This is a genomic window from Leptothoe sp. ISB3NOV94-8A, assembly GCF_043421595.1.
Lineage (GTDB): Bacteria > Cyanobacteriota > Cyanobacteriia > Phormidesmidales > Phormidesmidaceae > Leptothoe > Leptothoe turfae.
On the sequence record NZ_JAXSQW010000005.1, the window covers coordinates 1 to 19,076 of the forward strand.

13 protein-coding genes are annotated in these 19,076 nt (G+C 45.2%); 4 read left to right on the plus strand and 9 right to left on the minus strand.

Translation table 11 applies throughout. The annotated features are described in order from the left end of the window. From SPB21_RS34860 to SPB21_RS34875, 4 genes are all read left to right on the plus strand, one after another. A partial coding sequence (locus SPB21_RS34860; protein ID WP_499869638.1) for a hybrid sensor histidine kinase/response regulator occupies positions 1 to 2,844 on the plus strand: 2,844 nt, incomplete at its 5' end. A gap of 115 nt (positions 2,845 to 2,959) precedes the next feature. Then, on the plus strand, positions 2,960 to 4,444 hold the full coding sequence (glcD, locus tag SPB21_RS34865) for a glycolate oxidase subunit GlcD (protein WP_499869640.1): 1,485 nt from the start codon (positions 2,960 to 2,962) through the stop codon (positions 4,442 to 4,444). A 267-nt stretch (positions 4,445 to 4,711) separates the two neighbouring features. Then, positions 4,712 to 5,359, plus strand: a complete 648-nt coding sequence (locus SPB21_RS34870; protein ID WP_499869642.1) for a type IV pilin-like G/H family protein — start codon at positions 4,712 to 4,714, stop codon at positions 5,357 to 5,359. 218 nt (positions 5,360 to 5,577) lie between these two features. Continuing rightward, positions 5,578 to 6,360, plus strand: coding sequence for a hypothetical protein (locus SPB21_RS34875; RefSeq protein ID WP_499869644.1), 783 nt, complete (start codon positions 5,578 to 5,580; stop codon positions 6,358 to 6,360). Here SPB21_RS34875 and SPB21_RS34880 read toward each other — a convergent pair. The 9 genes from SPB21_RS34880 to SPB21_RS34920 all read right to left on the minus strand — a co-directional run bounded on the left by SPB21_RS34880 (position 6,357) and on the right by SPB21_RS34920 (position 19,045). Beyond that, positions 6,357 to 8,933 (minus strand): O-antigen ligase family protein, encoded by a 2,577-nt coding sequence (locus SPB21_RS34880; protein WP_499869645.1) that lies wholly within the window; start codon positions 8,931 to 8,933, stop codon positions 6,357 to 6,359. The two genes, SPB21_RS34875 and SPB21_RS34880, sit on opposite strands and share 4 nt — an antisense overlap. An 11-nt stretch (positions 8,934 to 8,944) precedes the next feature. Next, positions 8,945 to 11,464, minus strand: a complete 2,520-nt coding sequence (locus SPB21_RS34885) for an O-antigen ligase family protein (RefSeq protein WP_499869646.1) — start codon at positions 11,462 to 11,464, stop codon at positions 8,945 to 8,947. A 95-nt stretch (positions 11,465 to 11,559) separates the two neighbouring features. Continuing rightward, positions 11,560 to 13,029, minus strand: a complete 1,470-nt coding sequence (locus SPB21_RS34890) for a sugar transferase (RefSeq protein ID WP_499869648.1) — start codon at positions 13,027 to 13,029, stop codon at positions 11,560 to 11,562. A 37-nt stretch (positions 13,030 to 13,066) separates the two neighbouring features. Further along, the gene (locus tag SPB21_RS34895; RefSeq protein ID WP_499869650.1) at positions 13,067 to 13,843 is read right to left on the minus strand and encodes a WecB/TagA/CpsF family glycosyltransferase; all 777 of its coding nucleotides are present in this window, start codon (positions 13,841 to 13,843) and stop codon (positions 13,067 to 13,069) included. Between the two features lie 50 nt (positions 13,844 to 13,893). Next, on the minus strand, positions 13,894 to 15,099 hold the full coding sequence (locus tag SPB21_RS34900; protein WP_499869652.1) for a glycosyltransferase family 4 protein: 1,206 nt from the start codon (positions 15,097 to 15,099) through the stop codon (positions 13,894 to 13,896). Positions 15,100 to 15,108: 9 nt separating this feature from the next. Then, positions 15,109 to 15,993 carry a class I SAM-dependent methyltransferase gene (locus SPB21_RS34905; protein WP_499869653.1) on the minus strand — a complete coding sequence of 295 codons (885 nt, stop codon included), beginning with the start codon at positions 15,991 to 15,993 and terminating at the stop codon, positions 15,109 to 15,111. Continuing rightward, the gene (locus SPB21_RS34910) at positions 15,990 to 16,892 is read right to left on the minus strand and encodes a glycosyltransferase family 2 protein (protein WP_499869655.1); all 903 of its coding nucleotides are present in this window, start codon (positions 16,890 to 16,892) and stop codon (positions 15,990 to 15,992) included. Before SPB21_RS34910 ends, SPB21_RS34905 begins: the two co-directional genes overlap by 4 nt. A gap of 126 nt (positions 16,893 to 17,018) precedes the next feature. Beyond that, positions 17,019 to 17,708: an FkbM family methyltransferase gene (locus tag SPB21_RS34915; RefSeq protein ID WP_499869656.1), complete on the minus strand. Its 690-nt coding sequence runs from the start codon at positions 17,706 to 17,708 to the stop codon at positions 17,019 to 17,021. Between the two features lie 26 nt (positions 17,709 to 17,734). Beyond that, entirely contained in the window at positions 17,735 to 19,045 is a 1,311-nt protein-coding gene (locus SPB21_RS34920; RefSeq protein ID WP_499869658.1) for a flippase, read from the minus strand. Positions 19,046 to 19,076 lie beyond the last annotated feature (31 nt).

Sequence of the window (19,076 nt, forward strand, 5' to 3'; positions counted from 1 at the left end):
GACAACACTGCCTTAGAACAGATTACACCCGATGATGCGCTAGATACTGGCTTAGGCGATCTAGACGATCTATTTGGCAATGGTGGTGATGTCACGAGTGCTGATGCAACTACATCAGATAATGCTTTAGATAATCTCTTGGGTGATGCAGATATCGCCTTAGACTCCACTGTTGAAAACAATGCTGATGAGTTGTTAACCGATCTGGATCTAGACAACCTGGAACTGGATGAGCCAGAGACAAATCTGTCAGACGTTGATCTATCCCTGGAATTAGGCAGTAACCTAAACGACGTCAGTAGCACAGCATCAGAATTGCTGAACGAGGAACTGGATGAGCCAGAGACAAATCTGTCAGACGTTGATCTATCCCTGGAATTAGGCAGTGACCTAAACGACGCCAGCAGCACAGAATCAGAATTGCTGAACGAGCCTCCTGTCAGCACGTTTGACTTTGACTTACTCGATATCGAGGACGATGGTATCGTTACCGGTTTTGTCAATGAGGATGAAAAGCCTGAGAGTCTTGAAAAACCCATTGAAACTGACACAATCGATAACCTCGAAATATTTGAGCCCTCATCAGATGAGCCAGGACTCGAATCCTTAGATTCCTTACTATCAGAACTGCCTGAAGAAATTGATGAATTTTCTGCATCCACAGCCACAACAGACAGCAGTAATGAGTTTGGTGAGCTTGAAGCGCTACTCGAAAGCCCAGATAACTTGCCTGAACCCAGCTCTGAATCACCATCAACCACAGACTTAGACGATGAATTTGGCGATTTAGAAGCATTATTACAAGATACGGATAAAACACTAGCTCCCGCAGCAGCTAGTGGCACAAGTACTTACAGACCCAGACCCACATCTAATCGGCTATCGGCACGGCGCATGGTGACGGATCAAACCATGCGGGTATCGGTTAGCCACCTAGATAATCTCAGTAACCTGGTAGGTGAACTTGTCGTTAATCGCAATACCTTAGAGCAAGACCAAGACCGCCTTCGTCAGTTTTTGGACAACTTATTATTCCAAGTGCAACAGTTAAATGACGTTGGGCAACGCATGCGTGATCTCTATGAGCGCTCACTGCTAGAAAGCTCTCTGATATCTAGCCGTCAGTCATACCATATGACCTCTGCTAGTTTTTCTGTAGAAAATTCAGATATCGAGGATCATGCCACTGGCGAATCCTTTGATGCCTTAGAGATGGACCGTTTTACTGGTTTTCACACGTTATCTCAAGAAATGATTGAGCTGATCGTGCGGGTCCGTGAGTCTGCATCAGATATTGCCTATACCGTTGAATCATCGGATCAAGTTACTCGTCAATTTAGACAGGTCACCAATCAACTCCAGGAAGGGTTAAATAAGGCCCGGATGGTGCCCTTTGCTCAAACAGCTTCTCGATTACCTCGGGCTGTGCGTGATATCTCTCTCAAGTGTGGAAAAGAGGCACGTCTTGTCGTAGAAGGCCGAGATATTCTCATTGACAAGATGATTCTAGAGCAGCTCTATGATCCCATGACTCACTTGGTGAACAATGCCATCACCCATGGGATAGAAACACCTGAGGAGCGCCACCAAGCAGGAAAATCATCGGAAGGCCTGATTACCGTTCGTGCGTTTTATCAAGGTAACCAGACTGTTATCTCGGTCGGTGACGACGGTGCTGGCATTGATCCCGATATTGTCAAACAAAAAGCACTACAGAAAGGATTAATTTCTCAGTCAGATGCCCACACAATGACTGTGTTAGACGTCTACGACCTACTGTTCCACCCCGGATTTAGTACACGGGACCAGGCCGATGATTTTGCTGGGCGAGGGTTTGGGATGGATGTGGTACGTACCTCGTTGGCAGACATTCGCGGTAATATCACCATTGATTCTGAACCAGGGCACGGCACAAATTTCACCATTCGTTTACCCCTAACCCTCAGTATTTCTAAAGCTCTCAGCTGTATTAGCAATCAAGCACGGATAGCCTTCCCCATGGACGGTGTCGAAGACATGTTTGATGTGTCTCGAGAGCGTATTCAGAAAAATGATCAAGGGGAAGATTGCATACTTTGGCGTGACACACTGCTACCGTTCCAGAATCTATCAGATTTACTGTCATTTAATCGCACCCTGGGTCGAGGGCGAGTATACGGCGGTAATCAAGATGAGAATATGATTTCCATCGTGGTATTGCGCAGTGCCAATAGCTTTATTGCCTTGGAAGTTGACCAGGTAATGGGCGAGCAAGAAATTGTCATTAAACAGCTAGAAGGTCCGGTCCCCAAACCTACTGGCATTGCTGGTGCCACCGTTTTAGGGGATGGTCGAGTGATGCCCATTGCCGATGTGTTAGAGCTAATTGATTTAGCCATGGGGCGCGTACGCCGTGAACCCAATGCAGCGTTATGGGCTCAATCAGAGGACACTCCGCCTGAAGAGCCTGCAAAAGTCAAGTCTGAACCCACGGTGTTGATTGTGGATGACTCGATTACGGTTCGTGAGCTGTTATCCATGAGCTTTAACAAGGTTGGCTACCGGGTTGAACAGGCTCGCGATGGCCAAGAGGCTTGGGAAAAACTGCGTTCTGGCTTGCCCTGTGACCTTGTATTCTGCGATATCGAAATGCCAAGAATGGATGGTTTAGAGCTACTATCTCGTCTACAAAAAGACGATGGCTTACAGCAAATTCCCATTGCCATGCTCACATCTCGTGGAGCCGATCGTCATCGACAGATGGCGGTCGATCTAGGTGCCAGTGGTTATTTTACAAAGCCCTACTTAGAGGAGGCACTACTGGATGCCGCCAATAAGATGCTCCATGGGGAAAAGCTTGTCTAAGTTGGCTTTTTTATTGTCGGGATTTTCCCATGGTCCCTATTAGAAATAGGCCAGTCTACTAGTCAGCTTGCTGCGTTAGGATCAATACACAGACCTAACTTATTGGCAGTAATCAATGACTTCTGAGGTAGCACTACAAGACTCAGCAGCTGAACAACGCGATTGGACGCCCATTGTTCAGGAATTTGTTAACGTCCTCAGCGATGATCAGGTTGTGCGTCGCAAGGAGGAGCTGCTGGTGTATGAGTGTGATGGGCTAACCAGCTACCGTCAACGGCCTGCCGTTGTGGTGCTGCCCAAAACCACCGAAGAAGTGGCAGCAGCCGTTAAGGTGTGTGATCGCAACAATATCCCCTTCGTCACCCGTGGTGCTGGCACGGGGCTATCCGGCGGGGCCCTCCCTCTGTCAGACAGCGTCCTGATTGTCACCGCCTGCATGCGGCAAATTTTAGATATTGACTACGATAACCAGCGCATTGTTGTGCAACCGGGTGTAATCAATAATTGGGTCACCCAAGCCGTCAGTGGTGCTGGCTTCTATTATGCGCCAGACCCATCTAGTCAGTCCGTCTGTTCCATTGGTGGCAACATCGCCGAGAATTCCGGCGGGGTTCACTGCCTCAAATATGGCGTGACCACGAACCATGTGTTGGGGCTCAAGCTGGTCTTACCCAACGGCGACATTGTTGATGTGGGTGATATGCCAGAACCCCCAGGGTATGATCTGACCGGTATTTTTGTAGGGTCTGAAGGCACCCTGGGGATCGCCACCGAGATCACCCTCCGTATCCTGAAATCACCGGAAAGCGCTCAAACTCTGCTAGCTGATTTTAATAATGTGGAAGCGGCCGGTAAGAGTGTCTCTGAAATTATCAGCGCAGGCATCATTCCAGCTGGCATGGAAATGATGGATAACTTCAGCATCAACGCTGTGGAAGAAGTGGTCGCTCTAGATTGCTATCCCCGTGACGCTACGGCCATTTTGATTGTCGAAGTCGACGGCTCGCCTGCGGATGTGGCCGCCAGTGCCCAAAAGGTTAGCGAAATTGTTCAAGAAAATGGAGCCAGGAATGTTGCGATCGCAACCACCCCTGACGAACGTCTGCGGCTATGGAAAGGGCGTAAAGCCGCCTTTGCGGCCATGGGCAAACTTAGCCCTGATTACTATGTCCAAGACGGTGTTATCCCCAGGGCTCAGCTCCCCCATGTGCTCAATGAAATCGAAGCCCTCAGCCAAAAATATGGCTACCGCATCGCCAATGTTTTCCATGCCGGCGACGGCAACCTACATCCCTTAATTTTGTATAACAATGCTGTACCCGGTCAGCTAGAAACCGTTGAAACCTTAGGTGGCGAAATCCTTAAGCTCTGCGTTGAAGCTGGCGGTAGCATTTCGGGTGAGCACGGCATTGGCGCTGATAAACGCTGCTATATGCCCCAAATGTTTGCCACTGCTGACCTGGAAACCATGCAATGGGTTCGGCAAGCCATTAACACTCGGGGGTTAGCCAATCCCACCAAGCTCTTTCCGACACCCAAAACCTGCGGAGAAGCAGCCATGGCCCAGACAGCTAAATTCGATAATATCGAACGGTTTTAGGCTTGGAGGCGCATAAAATCAAACATTAACTGGCTAAGCACCCCAGTAATTTCACGTAGAACGCCTTAATACCATTTAAGCGAATTCTGTACATTGGCTGATAGGTCTACTTCAATGGGCGGGTAGGTTATAAAGGTAGCGCTAATCAAGTTACTTCAGGGCTTTTCAGCTTTTCAACCAAAGTGATAAGAGATCTGAACGCCATGGGTAGCTTTAAATCTGTGAGCGAGAAGCTACATCCCAAACCTCAAGGAGACATATTTCATAATGAAGACCACTTTACGTGCAAAGCTACTACAGCACCTAGTCAGCAAGAAAAAAGCCAACGAAGGTTTTACCTTGATTGAGCTCTTAGTAGTAATCATCATCATCGGTATTCTGGCTGCCATTGCTTTACCCTCATTCCTTAACCAGGCCAACCGCGCCCGCCAAACTGAAGCTGTCACTAACGTCGGTGCCATTAATCGTGGCCAACAAGCTTACGTTCTTGATGCAGCTGTTTTCTCTAGGTACATTGCTGGTTTAGGTATTGGTATCCGAGTACAGTCAGATAACTACCTCTTTGGTGATGGTGCAACTGAGGCCGCAACAACTATAGGAAATATTCTAGGTGTGAGTAATGCTGGTGGTGCTGGTGCATGGAACGATGGTTTAGCTGCTGGAGATGATGCGCAATATGAGACTGGTGCGACCGTTTTTGCCGCTCCTGCAGATGGTAGGGAAATTCAGCTGAGAGGCTATGCTGGTTCAACCTATCTGTTGACTGAAACAGGTACTAATGAGGTAACCTCTACCACACTTCTCTGTGAGGAGGATCAAGCAGGTGCAGTGCCTCAGGATGAACCTTTACTTACTGCTGACGCAAATGGTTTAGTGATAGCAAGTGATTGTGGTGCATTGGCTACAGAGCAATAAGTTCTGATTTCTTGCGATTGCTGATTTAAGGAGATGAACCAGTCTAGAGTCATTGCTATTTGACGGTGTCTCACAACTAAAGTCATCTCGAGGCTCAGCAATACCAATTTCTTTAATCAAGGTATTCAGAGGTATTTGAGGTCTGAATACCTTGTATTTTTGATTATGCTGCTGAAACTATGTAGATAGCTACTAAGCTGTGTATGCACATGTCTCATATGAAATCTTCAGTCTTCGCATTGTTATCAATTTTCAGTATTGCAACAATACAATTCTCATCTTTTCAAAGATTTAAGAATGATGGTTATAATACTGCAATTGTCGCTGAATGGAATGAAGAGCTTTTTGAGCAGCAGCTTGTTCTCTCAAATTCTTTACCAAAATTTGGATATGAGAATTTCTATGCTGGCTGGAAATTTTTAAGATTTTTACAGTACTTTGGTGACTCTAAACTTCGTAGAGAATCAGGCTACAGTCTGAGTACTTACTATTTTGAAAGTATTGTCGATAATGATCCTCTATTTGAGGGTGCTTATCTTTTCTTAGTCAATACTCTTTCAATGTATCTTGGTGCACCAGAAGAGTCCATAAGGCTTATGGAAAAAGGTTTAAAATCTATGAGTCCCAGTCTGCCACCACGCTCCTTTTTTATCTGGCGACATAAGGCAACAGATGAGCTACTGTTTCTCGGAGATACGAGAGCAGCCAAAAGCTCTCATGAGATAGCAGCTGATTGGGCAGAGAAATCTCCCGATGAAGAAGGAGCTTTTGTCGCTGCCTTATCGCGTAAAACGATAAGATTTTTAGAGACAGATCCAAGCAGTAGACCAGCACAAATTGGTGCATGGTCAGATGTTTTAGCAAGGGCGACAGATGACAATATTCGACAAAAAGCTATTGATAACATTCAAGCATTAGGCGGCACGATTTTAGTAAATAACAATGGCCAGGTTACAGTCCGTTATAAAAAAGATAGCGAGTCAGGTAGCTATGGGCATTAGTCTTGATTAGCTTTTATTTGAGAGAGAAGGGATTCTCGTTCTATCTGTAATCTGCTGTCGAGTTCTGGGGAAAAGCTCGGTGCAGAAAATAGATCTCCAAACGTGTTGGAAATTGGTTGATTTACCATGTGAGGAGCATAGTCTACTGGAAAAGGGCCATCGATATGGCGGCTAAGGGTACCAAACCCAACTCGTTGGCTGCGCGGCTGTTCTATCAAACCGCTATTTTTTAACCAGTCGTCAAAACTGTTGGCTTCATTCATTGTTATGACAAACTGGTCCACTTGTTCCGCTGTAGGCAATGCCTTATTAAATTGCGGCAGATCATTGCGTGGCTTTATTAAGGCTTTCTCCAACAAAATGCGCCGTTGCTTAGGCAACAACCAAGCTAGAATGATTTGTCTACCAAGCATCTCTTTAGGTAGTGCATCTGTAGAAACACTATCCTCTAGCGTTAATTGTAATAATACCTGCCCCATCGGAAAATCAGACCAACTTTGAGCAGCTGACATGTAGTCCCCGCGCCACCACTGTAATGCCCCTTGTTGGCGTTGCAGATATGCTTTGAGCTCAATCCCAATATCAGGAACTGCACCTAATTCAGCGTATTGTGTTTCAAGCTCGGTAAAAACAGACTCTTTTACCTGAGCTAATTCTCCCAAATTCCAGATGGAGCTAGTCAGCTGTAATGGAAAGCGTAGTAACTCTAACGTCAATGCATCAGTGGCCAGAGCAAGTTGATTATTTCGCAACAAAGCAACCCCTAACCCTAAGAAAATTCCACGCTTGACGGGTACAAGTTCAGCAGATTTAGCAAACGCTGCAACAGCCTTGCTAGGTGCTACTTGGGTTAATAGCCAGCCCAGGTTAGATTGGCCAAATTCTTGATACGGAGCAACAGCATTTGCAGATTCAAACCATCGGATTGCTTCAGTTCTGAGAGCCTCACGAGATTCTCCATTAACCTGAAAACTAAAATCCCCCAAGGCCCAGGCCAACAGAGAAGGATAATAGGGTTCCCAGGAAGCTAAATGATGTGATTGAATGAGCGCTTGTTCAAAACGATCAAAGTTACCAAGGTTGAGCTGATCAAATCCTTGTTTAGATATAGCCCAAGCGTGATGAATAGGAATTAACCACAAGTTTACAACTACAACACATCCCAGACCTAACCCAGTCAACAATCTAGAAAATTTCAATTTCTGAGAGTTAGGGAAAGAAATCAAACCTTTGTCTGCATCATAAACCTTGGCAAGGACCACGGTATAAATTATCAAAACCCCACTAATAGCCAGTGTATCAATTTGATAATCAGTCAAGCTCATGAGCCCATAGGCAAATAGACCTGCGATAAGACCCCAGACTAGATGGGGTGCTAAAAAAGAGTTTGATCGTTTCATCCAACACCAAGTCAACCGACTCAACACTCCCAAGAAGCTGATGAGAGCTGCTATCCCCCAAAAACCTAGTTCTGCCCACAGCTGGGCAGGGGTACTATGTAGCTGAAAATGTAGCTCGGCTTCACGTCCAGCCCAGTAAGGCCGATATTTCTGAAAAAGCTGTAATACGCTGCCAGGACCAGCTCCAGTTAACGCGTAATCTGAACCTATGCGCCAGCCAATTACATTAGTGATGGCTCGATACCCTAGCTCACTGTTGTTGGTTCTGCCTTGTAAAAGAGCTAATAGGGGTCGCCGAACTCGACTATTGCCCAGGGTGGTCGCAATTAAGAGACACAGCAATAGACCTCCAGCCGGTAGCGTTAAGTGGCGGGGAATCTGACTTCGAAACAGCACAACGACAAGGGCGATCGCAACCGTCAACACCAGAGCCAACAACCCACCCCGAGAGCTGGCCGTATATAGATCTGCTAACCCCAAACAACAGCCAATGCCCCATAACCAACGCTGCCAACCACGATCATGAATAGCTAAGCCAAACAACAAGGGCAAAATCAAAACCAGGTACCCGGCCACATAGTTTTGATGCCCCAAGGGATACCAGTTACGCAAGCTAGTCACACCAAAATTAAACTGCTGGGCAACACCATAGGGTTCTAACGCAGCCAACCTTTCAAGTTCTGGAAAGTAAGTCTGAAATAACCAAAGATAGAGACTGACTAAGATAAACGCAATCCCCAGACTCGCCTGAAACTTAAGTAACCGGATCGCCTGTTGCGGTGTCTTTAGCCAACCAGATAATGCATAGAGTGCAGCAATTCCGCCTAGTGCCGCCCATGTGTACCAACGGGCCTGGTTTGGAAATTCAGCAAAGATGGTAGAAACCCCTAACCCGACAACTAGCAGCGCTACGGGCCAATCCAACCCTGCCCCCAACTTAAACTGGTCTATGGGCTTAAACCACAGTTGCCACAACAACCAGACAATGGGCAACAACAATGCCACCTGCCACACAGCGACCCAAGGCCAGGACACCATCAAAGAATGACTGCTGGGTAATAAGGTAAATAAGATATAAAGACTGACCGTCAGTAGTCCAATCAGGCTGCCATCTTCTGTCCGCAGTGAGACAATTTTAGATGGGGTATGGGATTCTGGTGGTGAAGTAGACATGCACAATGGGGTTAAGAAACGTCAGAGTTTTGGAAGTGGGAAAACTTAAAGTTATTGCGAGTGGGGTGGGGTAATCCAAAAGCCTCAGTTCGCAGAGATTCAACCAGGTGATCTAAGGGGGGAAATTCTCGAGGCCATGATAGGGAAAAGAGATTGAGTGAGACAGGTATGGAAAACTGACGCAGGTTTTCAGGCAACAAAATAGATGAAACACGTTTTGCATAGTAACTGCGGTACAGCAAAGCCAGACCCACCCGTTGATTATTAAAAACGGGTTGTGTAGTAGACCAGAGCCAATCTTTCAGGGTGCGTTCAGTGAGGATATGAGATCGCACTTTCTCTTTTTCTAGGGAATTGAGAGCAACAGCCTCCAAATAATCTGGCAGATAACTGGTCTGTAGCCACGCTTTGAGTAAACGACATCCTGATACATCATCGGTTGCTTCAACAATACAGCGATCTAGCAAGATAGCCGCTTGTTCAGGATTTTTCTCTATGGTGAACAAAGCCTGATGGAGAAGGCGACCATCGTCGGAATTTTGAACCTGAAATGTGGCATTAGCCCACCATTTCAGAGTCGTAATGTGGGCTGCTAAAGGACTATGCAAGGGGTGATTGGGTTCTAGTGCTGATAGAACTGTTTGATAGTGTTGCAATACTCGGGTAAACACAGCTGCTCGTAAGGGAGATAACTCCTGTTGCCAGCTTTGGAAGGTGAGTACCTGGGGATTAATTAAACATTCCAGCGCGAGTGCTGCGATCGCAGACTCAGTGTTACCCATTGCCTGGTAGGTTAGCCCTAGCAAATAATAGCTGTGGTTTTTACTTCTGGGACTGAGTTGCACAACCTTAGTAATCGCCTGGTGGGCTTGTTCAACATGGCCCAATTGCCATGCTAAAACCGCTAAATTTTGATTAAACCAAATATCATTGGGAGCAACATGCAGCGTTTGCTGATATAGCTGAATAGCTTCTTCTCGCAATATTTTTTGGTTCTCGTCGCTAGCCGTTTCAGCTAGGCTACTGAGTTGCTGCGCCCCTAGGGCGGCAGGTATGGGGTCCCATGGAGCTAGGGTAGACGCTTTGTAAAATTTCGAGTTAGCTTGACTCAAGTTGCCCTGACCAGTCAGTGATACGCCTTGATGCGTCATCCACAAAGCAAGATCCGCACGCAGCCAGACTTGTACTATCAGTACGACCGTGATCAGAAGAAGCAAGCTTCCCACCCGCCCAGTGGACTTAGAAAAGGTAGAAAACGTCAACTCTTGCCCTAGTTTAAGGAGAGACACCAACAACACACTCAAAGTAACGGCAATGGGAATATTTTCTAGTTGATAATCAGTCAAACTAGAAACGCCATACCCCAAAAAACCTAGGGTCGCCATTAAGCTCAGCTGCCGATGCTGGGGGGAGGCCAGATGTTTGAACTGTCGGTGTAATCGGACCAGGCAAATCACAGCTCCCCCATACAACGCGAGGCCACCTACCCCCAACTCAGCTGCTATTTGCAGAGGCAAATTGTGTAACTGTTGCACCTGGTTGAGTCCAGTACCGACTTCTAAGGGGCGATAGCGCTCATAAACTCGCCCTAAATTACCCGGACCTAAACCTAACGGCCGATCTTGCAAGATGTTAATGGCAGCTTGAGCCATAAAGAACCGATCTGACGTAGGGCCATCAGTCACCGGCCTTAACGTTGTTGTCTGTGGCGCAGAGCCGATATCGATGGGAACTAACGAGCGAATACGTGGATTGCTCATTAGCACTCCCATGACTAGACAAATCGTCAGTAGTGCTAGCAGCAGCACACCTAAACGAGCCTTACCTCGACTGCGAACAATGCCCATCGTCAGGGTAAGGAGCAGCAGCAACACTCCCCCCAGCCATGCGCCCCGTGATCCAGAGGCATAGAGGGCAATCGTAATTACTGCCGCCAATAGGCCATATACCCAACGTTTCCAGCCCAATTGCAACCACGCTATCCCCACTGCTGTTGGCAATAGCAACACAAAATAACCACCCGTAAAATTGTGATGACCTAGGGGAAAACGGTTACGAATTGCGTCATAGAAATTACTCGATAACCACATTGCTGGCGTGGGTCGCCATAATGCCAGACTGATAATAGCTGCGATCGCACCTACCCAAACCACACCCTGGCATAGCTGTAGAGCGCTAAATCGACTGTTACATAATCCATAGATCAAAATCACATAGCAGCTCACCAATAGGCTATTTTGCAGAGCTAGCAACGGAAAAGGCGCAATCAAACTGCTAACAATAAGACATAGAAATAGACCTAAGATCAGCCAGTCAAACCCAAATCCTAAAAGATAAAAGGGTTGCTGCAAGCGTCGCAAACGCCCAATACAAATACCAAATACTAGTAAAAAAGCGCCTTGCCAAACCAACACCCAGGGCCAACTCACCATGCGAAAGTAGCTGTCAGGCAACCATGCAAACGTCGCAAACCCTAACAGGCTTACCCCTAACAAACTGTCATAGGTGGTTAATCGCTTAAATAATTCCATTACCGTACAAGCAGGCAAAAAATTAAGGTACTGCCCATAGTCATATTGTGATCAGCATGCTTTTAATGGCACCCTACTATTTTTATTGGCACCGTTTAATAGGCACCCAGGCCTGTTAGCACAATGCGTAGTGTGGCTACCATAATCTCTAAGTCCAGATTGAGAGACCAGTTATCGATGTAGTGCAAATCTAACCGGGCAGCATCGTCAAACGTTTCAATGTCAGACCGACCTGATACTTGCCATAGGCCAGTAATCCCAGGTAATACCTGATGACGAATATGGTGCCAAGGCTCAAAGTGAGCCACATCGCGGAGCGGTAGGGGGCGTGGCCCCACTAAACTCATCTGCCCCAGCAACACATTAAACAGTTGGGGCAGCTCATCCAAACTTGTGCGGCGTAGAAACTTACCAACGGGGGTAATGCGTGGATCCTGCTGGAGCTTAAACATAATGCCATCCGCCGTTTGGTTTTGGTGCTCTAGCTGAGCCTGGCGCAGGGGAGCATCCACCGCCATGGTGCGAAATTTCCACACCTTAAAGATTTTGCCTTTTAAACCCATGCGATCTTGTCGAAAAAAGACAGGTCCGGGAGATGTGCAGCGAATAGCGATCGCAATCCCAATAAACACCGGGCTCAGCACTAAAACCGCTAAAACAGCCAACCCATAATCCAACCAACGCTTCAGGCGATAGTCAACACTTTGAAAAATAGACGTTTCAATCATTAACGTGGGCAACCCAGCTACAATTTCAGGGATTCCGCGTCGATACAGCATTTCTCGACTTGATGGTAGCAGTCGCAAGGGAATCTTAGCACTGCGCAATCGCCAATACAGGCCTGAGGCAAGCTCCACATCAGGAACATCTTCAGCCAGCACCTCATCCGGTTGGGCCGCTAAAATCTGCCGAAATGTTATGTCTGTATTGGCCGTTGCCACCATGGCAGCCCCAACAACGCGATAGTTCGAGCGCTGTTCTAAGGTTTTGGACAAGCGATGCATACGGCTTGGCTTAGTAATTAGAAATACTCGTAAGGGGGATCGAGCCCCTTGAAGATGTGTCAGTAACCCAGTCGTAAATAAACGGCTAATCATAACCAATACAATGCTACTCACCCAAGCACTAAAAAAAAGTGACCGGGGAGCATCCAGTTTTGGATCATAAAAATAAGCCAGTACCAACGATAAAAAGTAAACACAACTCACTAGCTGTGAGGCTCGCAAATAATCCCTTGCCCTGACCGTAGCGCCATACAAACCAAAGTGAGTAAATAGTAGTAAGGTCACCCCTGCAAAAAGCCAAAACAAACTGGGCAGCCCCAACCACACCCACCACACCAAGGGCTCAGGAATTGGAGAATAAAATTGATTCAAAAAACGTGCTAGCTGCCATGCCAGCCCCAGGGCCAAAATATCACTCAGAACCAAAGTCAAAACCCTGGCATTACTCCAATCTAAACGCCGGAGAGGATGACTCCCGTGAGCATCACGAATATCATCTGTACCAATACCAATACCAAAATTTTGCTTGCGGCTTGGCTTGAGAAAAGATGGCTCTTTCATTAAACAGCTTGGGAAACTAGCGCCCTTTGAGCAAATGTCAACTTGACGAATGCTCTGGCCTTAGGATAGACCGCATTGCATGGTTCATTAACTGCAGTCCAAATAATAGTAGAAATGCCGTATTGTTCAGTACGTATCGCCGCCATAAACGGCGAGGCTCTTGGTAAAGGCGATAGACCCACTCCAACCCCCAAGCCATCATCCACCGGGGAGCCTGGGAAACTTCGCCGCTATGAAAACTAAAGGCGGCTCCAACACCCATCATCACGGCGTTTAGTTTACCTTGCTGACGTGCCATCCATTCTTCTTGCTTCGGGCAGCCTAGCCCGACAAACACGACAGCGGCTCCAGATTCATGAATGCGTTTAATATCGGTTGCTTCTTCCGCTGAGGTCAGGGGGCGAAAAGGTGGGGCGTGGGTGCCTGCAATTATCAGATCTGGAAACTGTTGCTGTAGATTTTGCACCAGACACTGCAACATCGCATCGGTGCCGCCATAGAGGTAAATAGGTAGTTGTTCTTGGGTGGCGCGATCGCACCAGGCCAGCATCAAATCGGGACCATACACCCGTGGCTGGCGAGCAATTCCCAAACGGCGTAGCCCCCAGACCAACGGCATACCATCGGGGGTGACCAGGGCCGCATGGTTGAGTACCCGACGATAGGCTCGGTTCCAATAGGCAGTCATGACTACGTGGACATTGGCCGCAATGATGTAGCAGGATCGTTTGGTGTGGACCCAGAGGGAGATGCGATCGCATGCCTCCTGATAACTAGTTCCATCAATTCGTATCCCTAAAATTCGCCTAAACATTTACAGCACCCAGGTCGCGGTACCTTCTCAGCTATACTTTCTACTTTGCATTATCTAGCTAGAATTTTGCGATACGCCTTATCAACTTTTGTTGCAATAGCTGACCAAGCAAACTTTTGTTGCACTTTTTGATAGCCTGCCTCCCCCATAGCATTAGCAACTTTGGGTTGCCCCAATAGCTCTAACAGTCGACCCGCAATCGATTCAGCAGTCTGTTCTACCAAAAAACCGTCAACACCATCTGTAATCACATCTGCTACTGCCGGAATATTGCACCCAATCACAGGTTTGTGAAACAACCATGCCTCTGTATAAACACCGCCAAAGCTCTCTTGAGAGGAAGGAACACATAAAATATCGCAAGCAGCTAAAGCATCGGTTTTTGTTGCTAAATCAACAACCCCTAAACGATGGATACGAGGATCTACATATTCTTGAAATACCTGCTCTGATTTTTTTACCGCAGGTCCAATAAACACAAATTGCACATCGGGATAACTCTGCCAAACACGTCGACAAGACGCAAGCAACTGCCGATACCCCTTATAAGCATAGTGCTGTCCTAAGAATAGGATCATAGGCCCCCTTACTCCATAAACATCTTGAAACTTCTGGGGATAGCTATTATTACTAACAATTGGCCCATGACCAATCACAAAGATCTTATCTGCTGCCACCCCTAAATTAGTCAAAATTTGTTTTTCTGTATTAGTCAGAGTAAATACGCCATCAGCCCTACGATAGATATCAAGATAAACACGATATCGCCAACCCACCCAGCGGGGATGATGCACTGGCGTTAGAACAAAAGGGATATCATGTTTCCGAGCTAACTGTAGCGAAGCAAAACTTAGCACCTCTCTGCCAATACGGACATTGTGAACCAAATCAGCATCAGCAACAAACGGCTCTAGCTGGGGAAGTCTAATATCAGAAAGTTTTTGAACGGATGGTTTCATCCGGGGATAGTACATCAATACGTGAGGCAACATTTTTAATCTGTTACTTAAACTGGTATCTAAACGATGCACAGGAATACCCTGTATCTCATAGCTATGAGATTTTGCAGGAGCATTAAGAGTTGTCCCCAGCAACCAATCGGTGCGATTTTTCTCCCAATGACTCACGACCTGGATTTGACAATTCGTCAATGCCTGCGCTAGGCAATGCTGATGAATTTGTGCACCACCAACACTAGGAGGATAGGTTGTTAGGGTATATAACAACTTCAATGGGTAATGGGTATTGGCAACCATAATCTGTCTCTAAGGCTTAAATGCTATTGCTTGAACAGCTGCGCCTAAACCAATGTGGGGAACAATCTGATAAATAAAATCTGCCATTTTTTTAAGCGGGAAAGGCCAATGAGCAGTACGCTCAACCACTTGAGGCGCAGTTGTATAAACAATAACTCGTTCAAAGCCAGCCTGGTTGAGCGCATATTTCAGAGAAAAGGGGGAAAAATAGATAATGTGCTCTGGTGGAATAATGTGGGACCATTGTTTGCCACGTAACCTAGCACCTAGGCTTCCAATATTTGGTGTCTCCAAAAACAACACCCCACCTGTAGTTAGCAGCTCATAACAGCGTCTTAATTGAGTAACTGGCTCCAGTAAATGCTCAATCACATGGTAACTGGTGATCAAATCATAGGCACAAGAAGGCAAGTCAAGCACTGTGATATCACCTTGAAATACCTTGCCACCTATCTTCTGATTCGCCCGCTCAACAGCCGCCGTCGCAAGGTCTGTACCCGTAACAGACCAGTCGGCTTGTTGGGCAGCCATCAAAAAATCGCCTGTTCCACACCCTACATCTAATAATGTTTGCCTTGGCGTGGCAACCAGATCTGGGGCATAACGCCTCAAAACCTTTTCTAAAGCTTGATAGCGGTTTTGTGCAAAGAGAGTATCCGCCATCGCACTTTTACTAAAGTCATCATGATAACCGCTGTTGTAAAAAGCTTGTAACTCTTCATCTGTTGGTCGTGGAGAAAAAGCCACAACACCACAACACTGGCAAGACAGCAGGGTTCCATATTCTAGAGAATGCAAAAGTTTATGATTATTACAATGACAAACAGCGCAGTTGAAAGAAGACATTAAGACACCACCATAATCGCGTTGATATTTGAAAAAGTTATCCTTCAACGCTGCAACCAGGCACGAATTTTACGGTGACCACGAGCCCAACGACCAAACTGATGACGTTGTGTAAATGCATCAGCCTGAGCGTCACGGACAACCATAGAAGGATGCTTTAGAGGAAATTCCATAGGAGAGGTTGCCATCCTGGCGAATGGAGAAGACCAATAGGTATGATTAGTGCCTAACTCGCCAAAACCAATATTAGAGACTAAGTTTACATTGGGTAAGATACACAATCCACTTTGCAACCAACACGAGAATGTCCACACAAAAGCCCAACTATTGATTTTGCCTTCATAGGTTTGCTGAAACTTATGCTGCCAATATTGTTTAGCAAATCGATCTCCTAAAATATCGCTGAGCCATCCACTACTATTAATGCTTGGCCAATAAGTCATATCAGCATCGTAATTTTGCCAAGCCCTTTTCCAAGTTGCCCACCCCCAACAGTGGGGATATCGGGAAAAATAATAGCTATCTGAAGTACGCTGTTTTCCAAATTGAAAGTTATTCCCCGAGATAGCCATAATGCGCTTATCTGCTTTGTAACGATTTAGCAACTCAGTGCAAAAGCAAAAAAACGATATCTCCGGCAAACAGTCATCTTCTAAGATGATGGCAGCTTCTACTTGCGAAAAAACCCAATTGAGGCCGCTAGCTACCCGACGACGACAACCCAAGTTGCCCTCAGAGAAATTTTTATAAACCTGACAATCCCATTCGAGCTCTAGAAAAAGATCGCGAACTTGCTGACATTTCTGAACTTCGTTCGCCACATCAACCCTTGGGCCGTCTGCAATAATGTACAGCTGCTTAGGTTTGACTAATGCTAACCGTTCAAGAACACGAATTGTGAGGTCAGGTCGATTGAAAACAACTATAGCTACTGGCACAGTATTCATCTATATTCGCTCGCAAAATCAGGTATAGCTTTTCAAAAGCTAACGACAAGGAATTAGACCATTCAAAAGAACGCAAAAACACTTTATCAACAGGTTTTATACTAGCGAAAACGATCAAATCAACACTTAATCACTAAGATCTTTTCGTTGATAAAGACAGTCAAATTTATTAATTTTCTTTAAAAGGTTATAACGCCCCTTAAGACAGTTATGAACCGCATCAAAGAACCTTGCTTCCACTAAAATATACTTTGGAGAATACTTCTTGAAATCTAACCCTTGTAATACCTGCTCTTCATAACCTTCAACATCCAAGGAAAAAAAGTCTATCTCAGGCACATCGCTATATTCATTAAGAATAGAGGTGAGTGTCCTGGCAGGGACCTTTACCGTATATGAGTTTTGAATATACTGAACTTTCAGCCCTCGGGAAATGTGCTTTTTCTCTGCTGACCTTAGTTTCAAAGCTCCATCTACTAAAGACATTAAACCGGCATAATGCATAGTAATATAACAATCTGAGTAATTAGACGACACTAAAGCACAGTTATAGGTTGTAGAGTTAGATCTTAATTGTCTACATTCTTTATACAAATCAGGAATTGCTTCAATTAAAATTCCACACCAACCTCTTTCTTTTTCCAGAAAATAAGTATTACTTTGAGAATAACCATCATTAGCACCAACCTCAATAAAAAAACCACCAGAATAGTTAAGGTACTTTTCTAATTCTGGTCCCAGAGCATCAAGAGCAGGCTGTTTTTGTTTAATTTTTTTCTTGAGTTCTATTAATAGTCTGCCAAATAAACATTTCATACTGTCTGTTATTGAAAGGTCTTAAATTAGGGATTACTAGAATCAAATAATCTTACAGGCCATAACCCTTGCAATAGCATGTAACCAGTTGGTCGAAGTCTCCGCCATAAAAAACAAGTTACAAATACTGCGAAATAATACGAAATCAACGTAGCGATAGCTGCACCGATACTAGATAGAATTGGTATTAACCAAAAGTTCAATCCTACATTTAACAGACATGAAACTAAAACAATTTGCAGCTTAATACCAGGACAGTTTTCAGTAATAAAAAAGCTATTGCGAGCTACTCCTAATGTAACTGGTAATATACTCCATGCAAGAAGAGCTAATATTACACCAGCCTTAGCATATGATTCCCCATATATATAGATAACCAAAGTTCTTGATAAGATAAATGTACAACTAATAAGTCCGTAGCTGACTAGAGACGTAGCATCATATAGGCGTTGTTGTTGTGCCATAAAAATAGTATCTTCTTGGGATTTTGCCTGAATAAGCTTAGGCAAAATTGAATTTATGATAGCAACAGGAAATACATAAATGGCTTCAATCAATTGTGCTGCAGCCGAATAAATGCCTACCTCATAATTTCCCACCATTGACTTCAACATAACTTGGTCAGCACGCATATATATGATTACTGCTAATCCTGAGATCATTAATGGCCAGCTATCTTGCAGTAAATCGACCGCTTTTTGTCTAGAGAAAAGTTGCAAGGGCTGAAATCTATATTTTTTATTTCTATATATAAAAAACAGAAAAATTAACGAAATCAGAGCTTCGACAGGAATTAAACTAGCCAGCACATATATTGGTTGTTTGTAATAGATTAATATACCTAAAACAGCCATCTTTGAGGTCCATACAATAGCCTTAGCTATATTTGTAGATTTAGTATCTATATTCGCTTCAAAAGGATATTCAAAAACCTCTGAAACCTTAAAAATTAAGCCAACCGAGATAATTAATATAATTTGTTTTGTGAGCTGATCGTTGACCCCAAAGAAGATATATAAAACGATGAAAAATATCACTAATATCCCTGCTAAACACCGCAATACAATTGCGGTGTTTAAGACAACATCAGTTAATAGACCTTCTTCATCAGGACTATTTTTGGCATTTATGTATTCTCGAATTACAACATCACGAAGGCCGAGAGAGGTTAGATTGGTGAACAAGCTAACAAATACAATTGCATAGCTCAAAGCACCATACTGAGAAGGTTGCAAGTATCTGGCTAACCAGATACTTGATATGAGTGCCACTATTAACCGAACTGTTTTCTCTACAAGAATCCAAATCCCATTGATGGTAAAAGATTGGGCACCCACGGTCGTATAAAACTATAACTGCCTTAAAAGC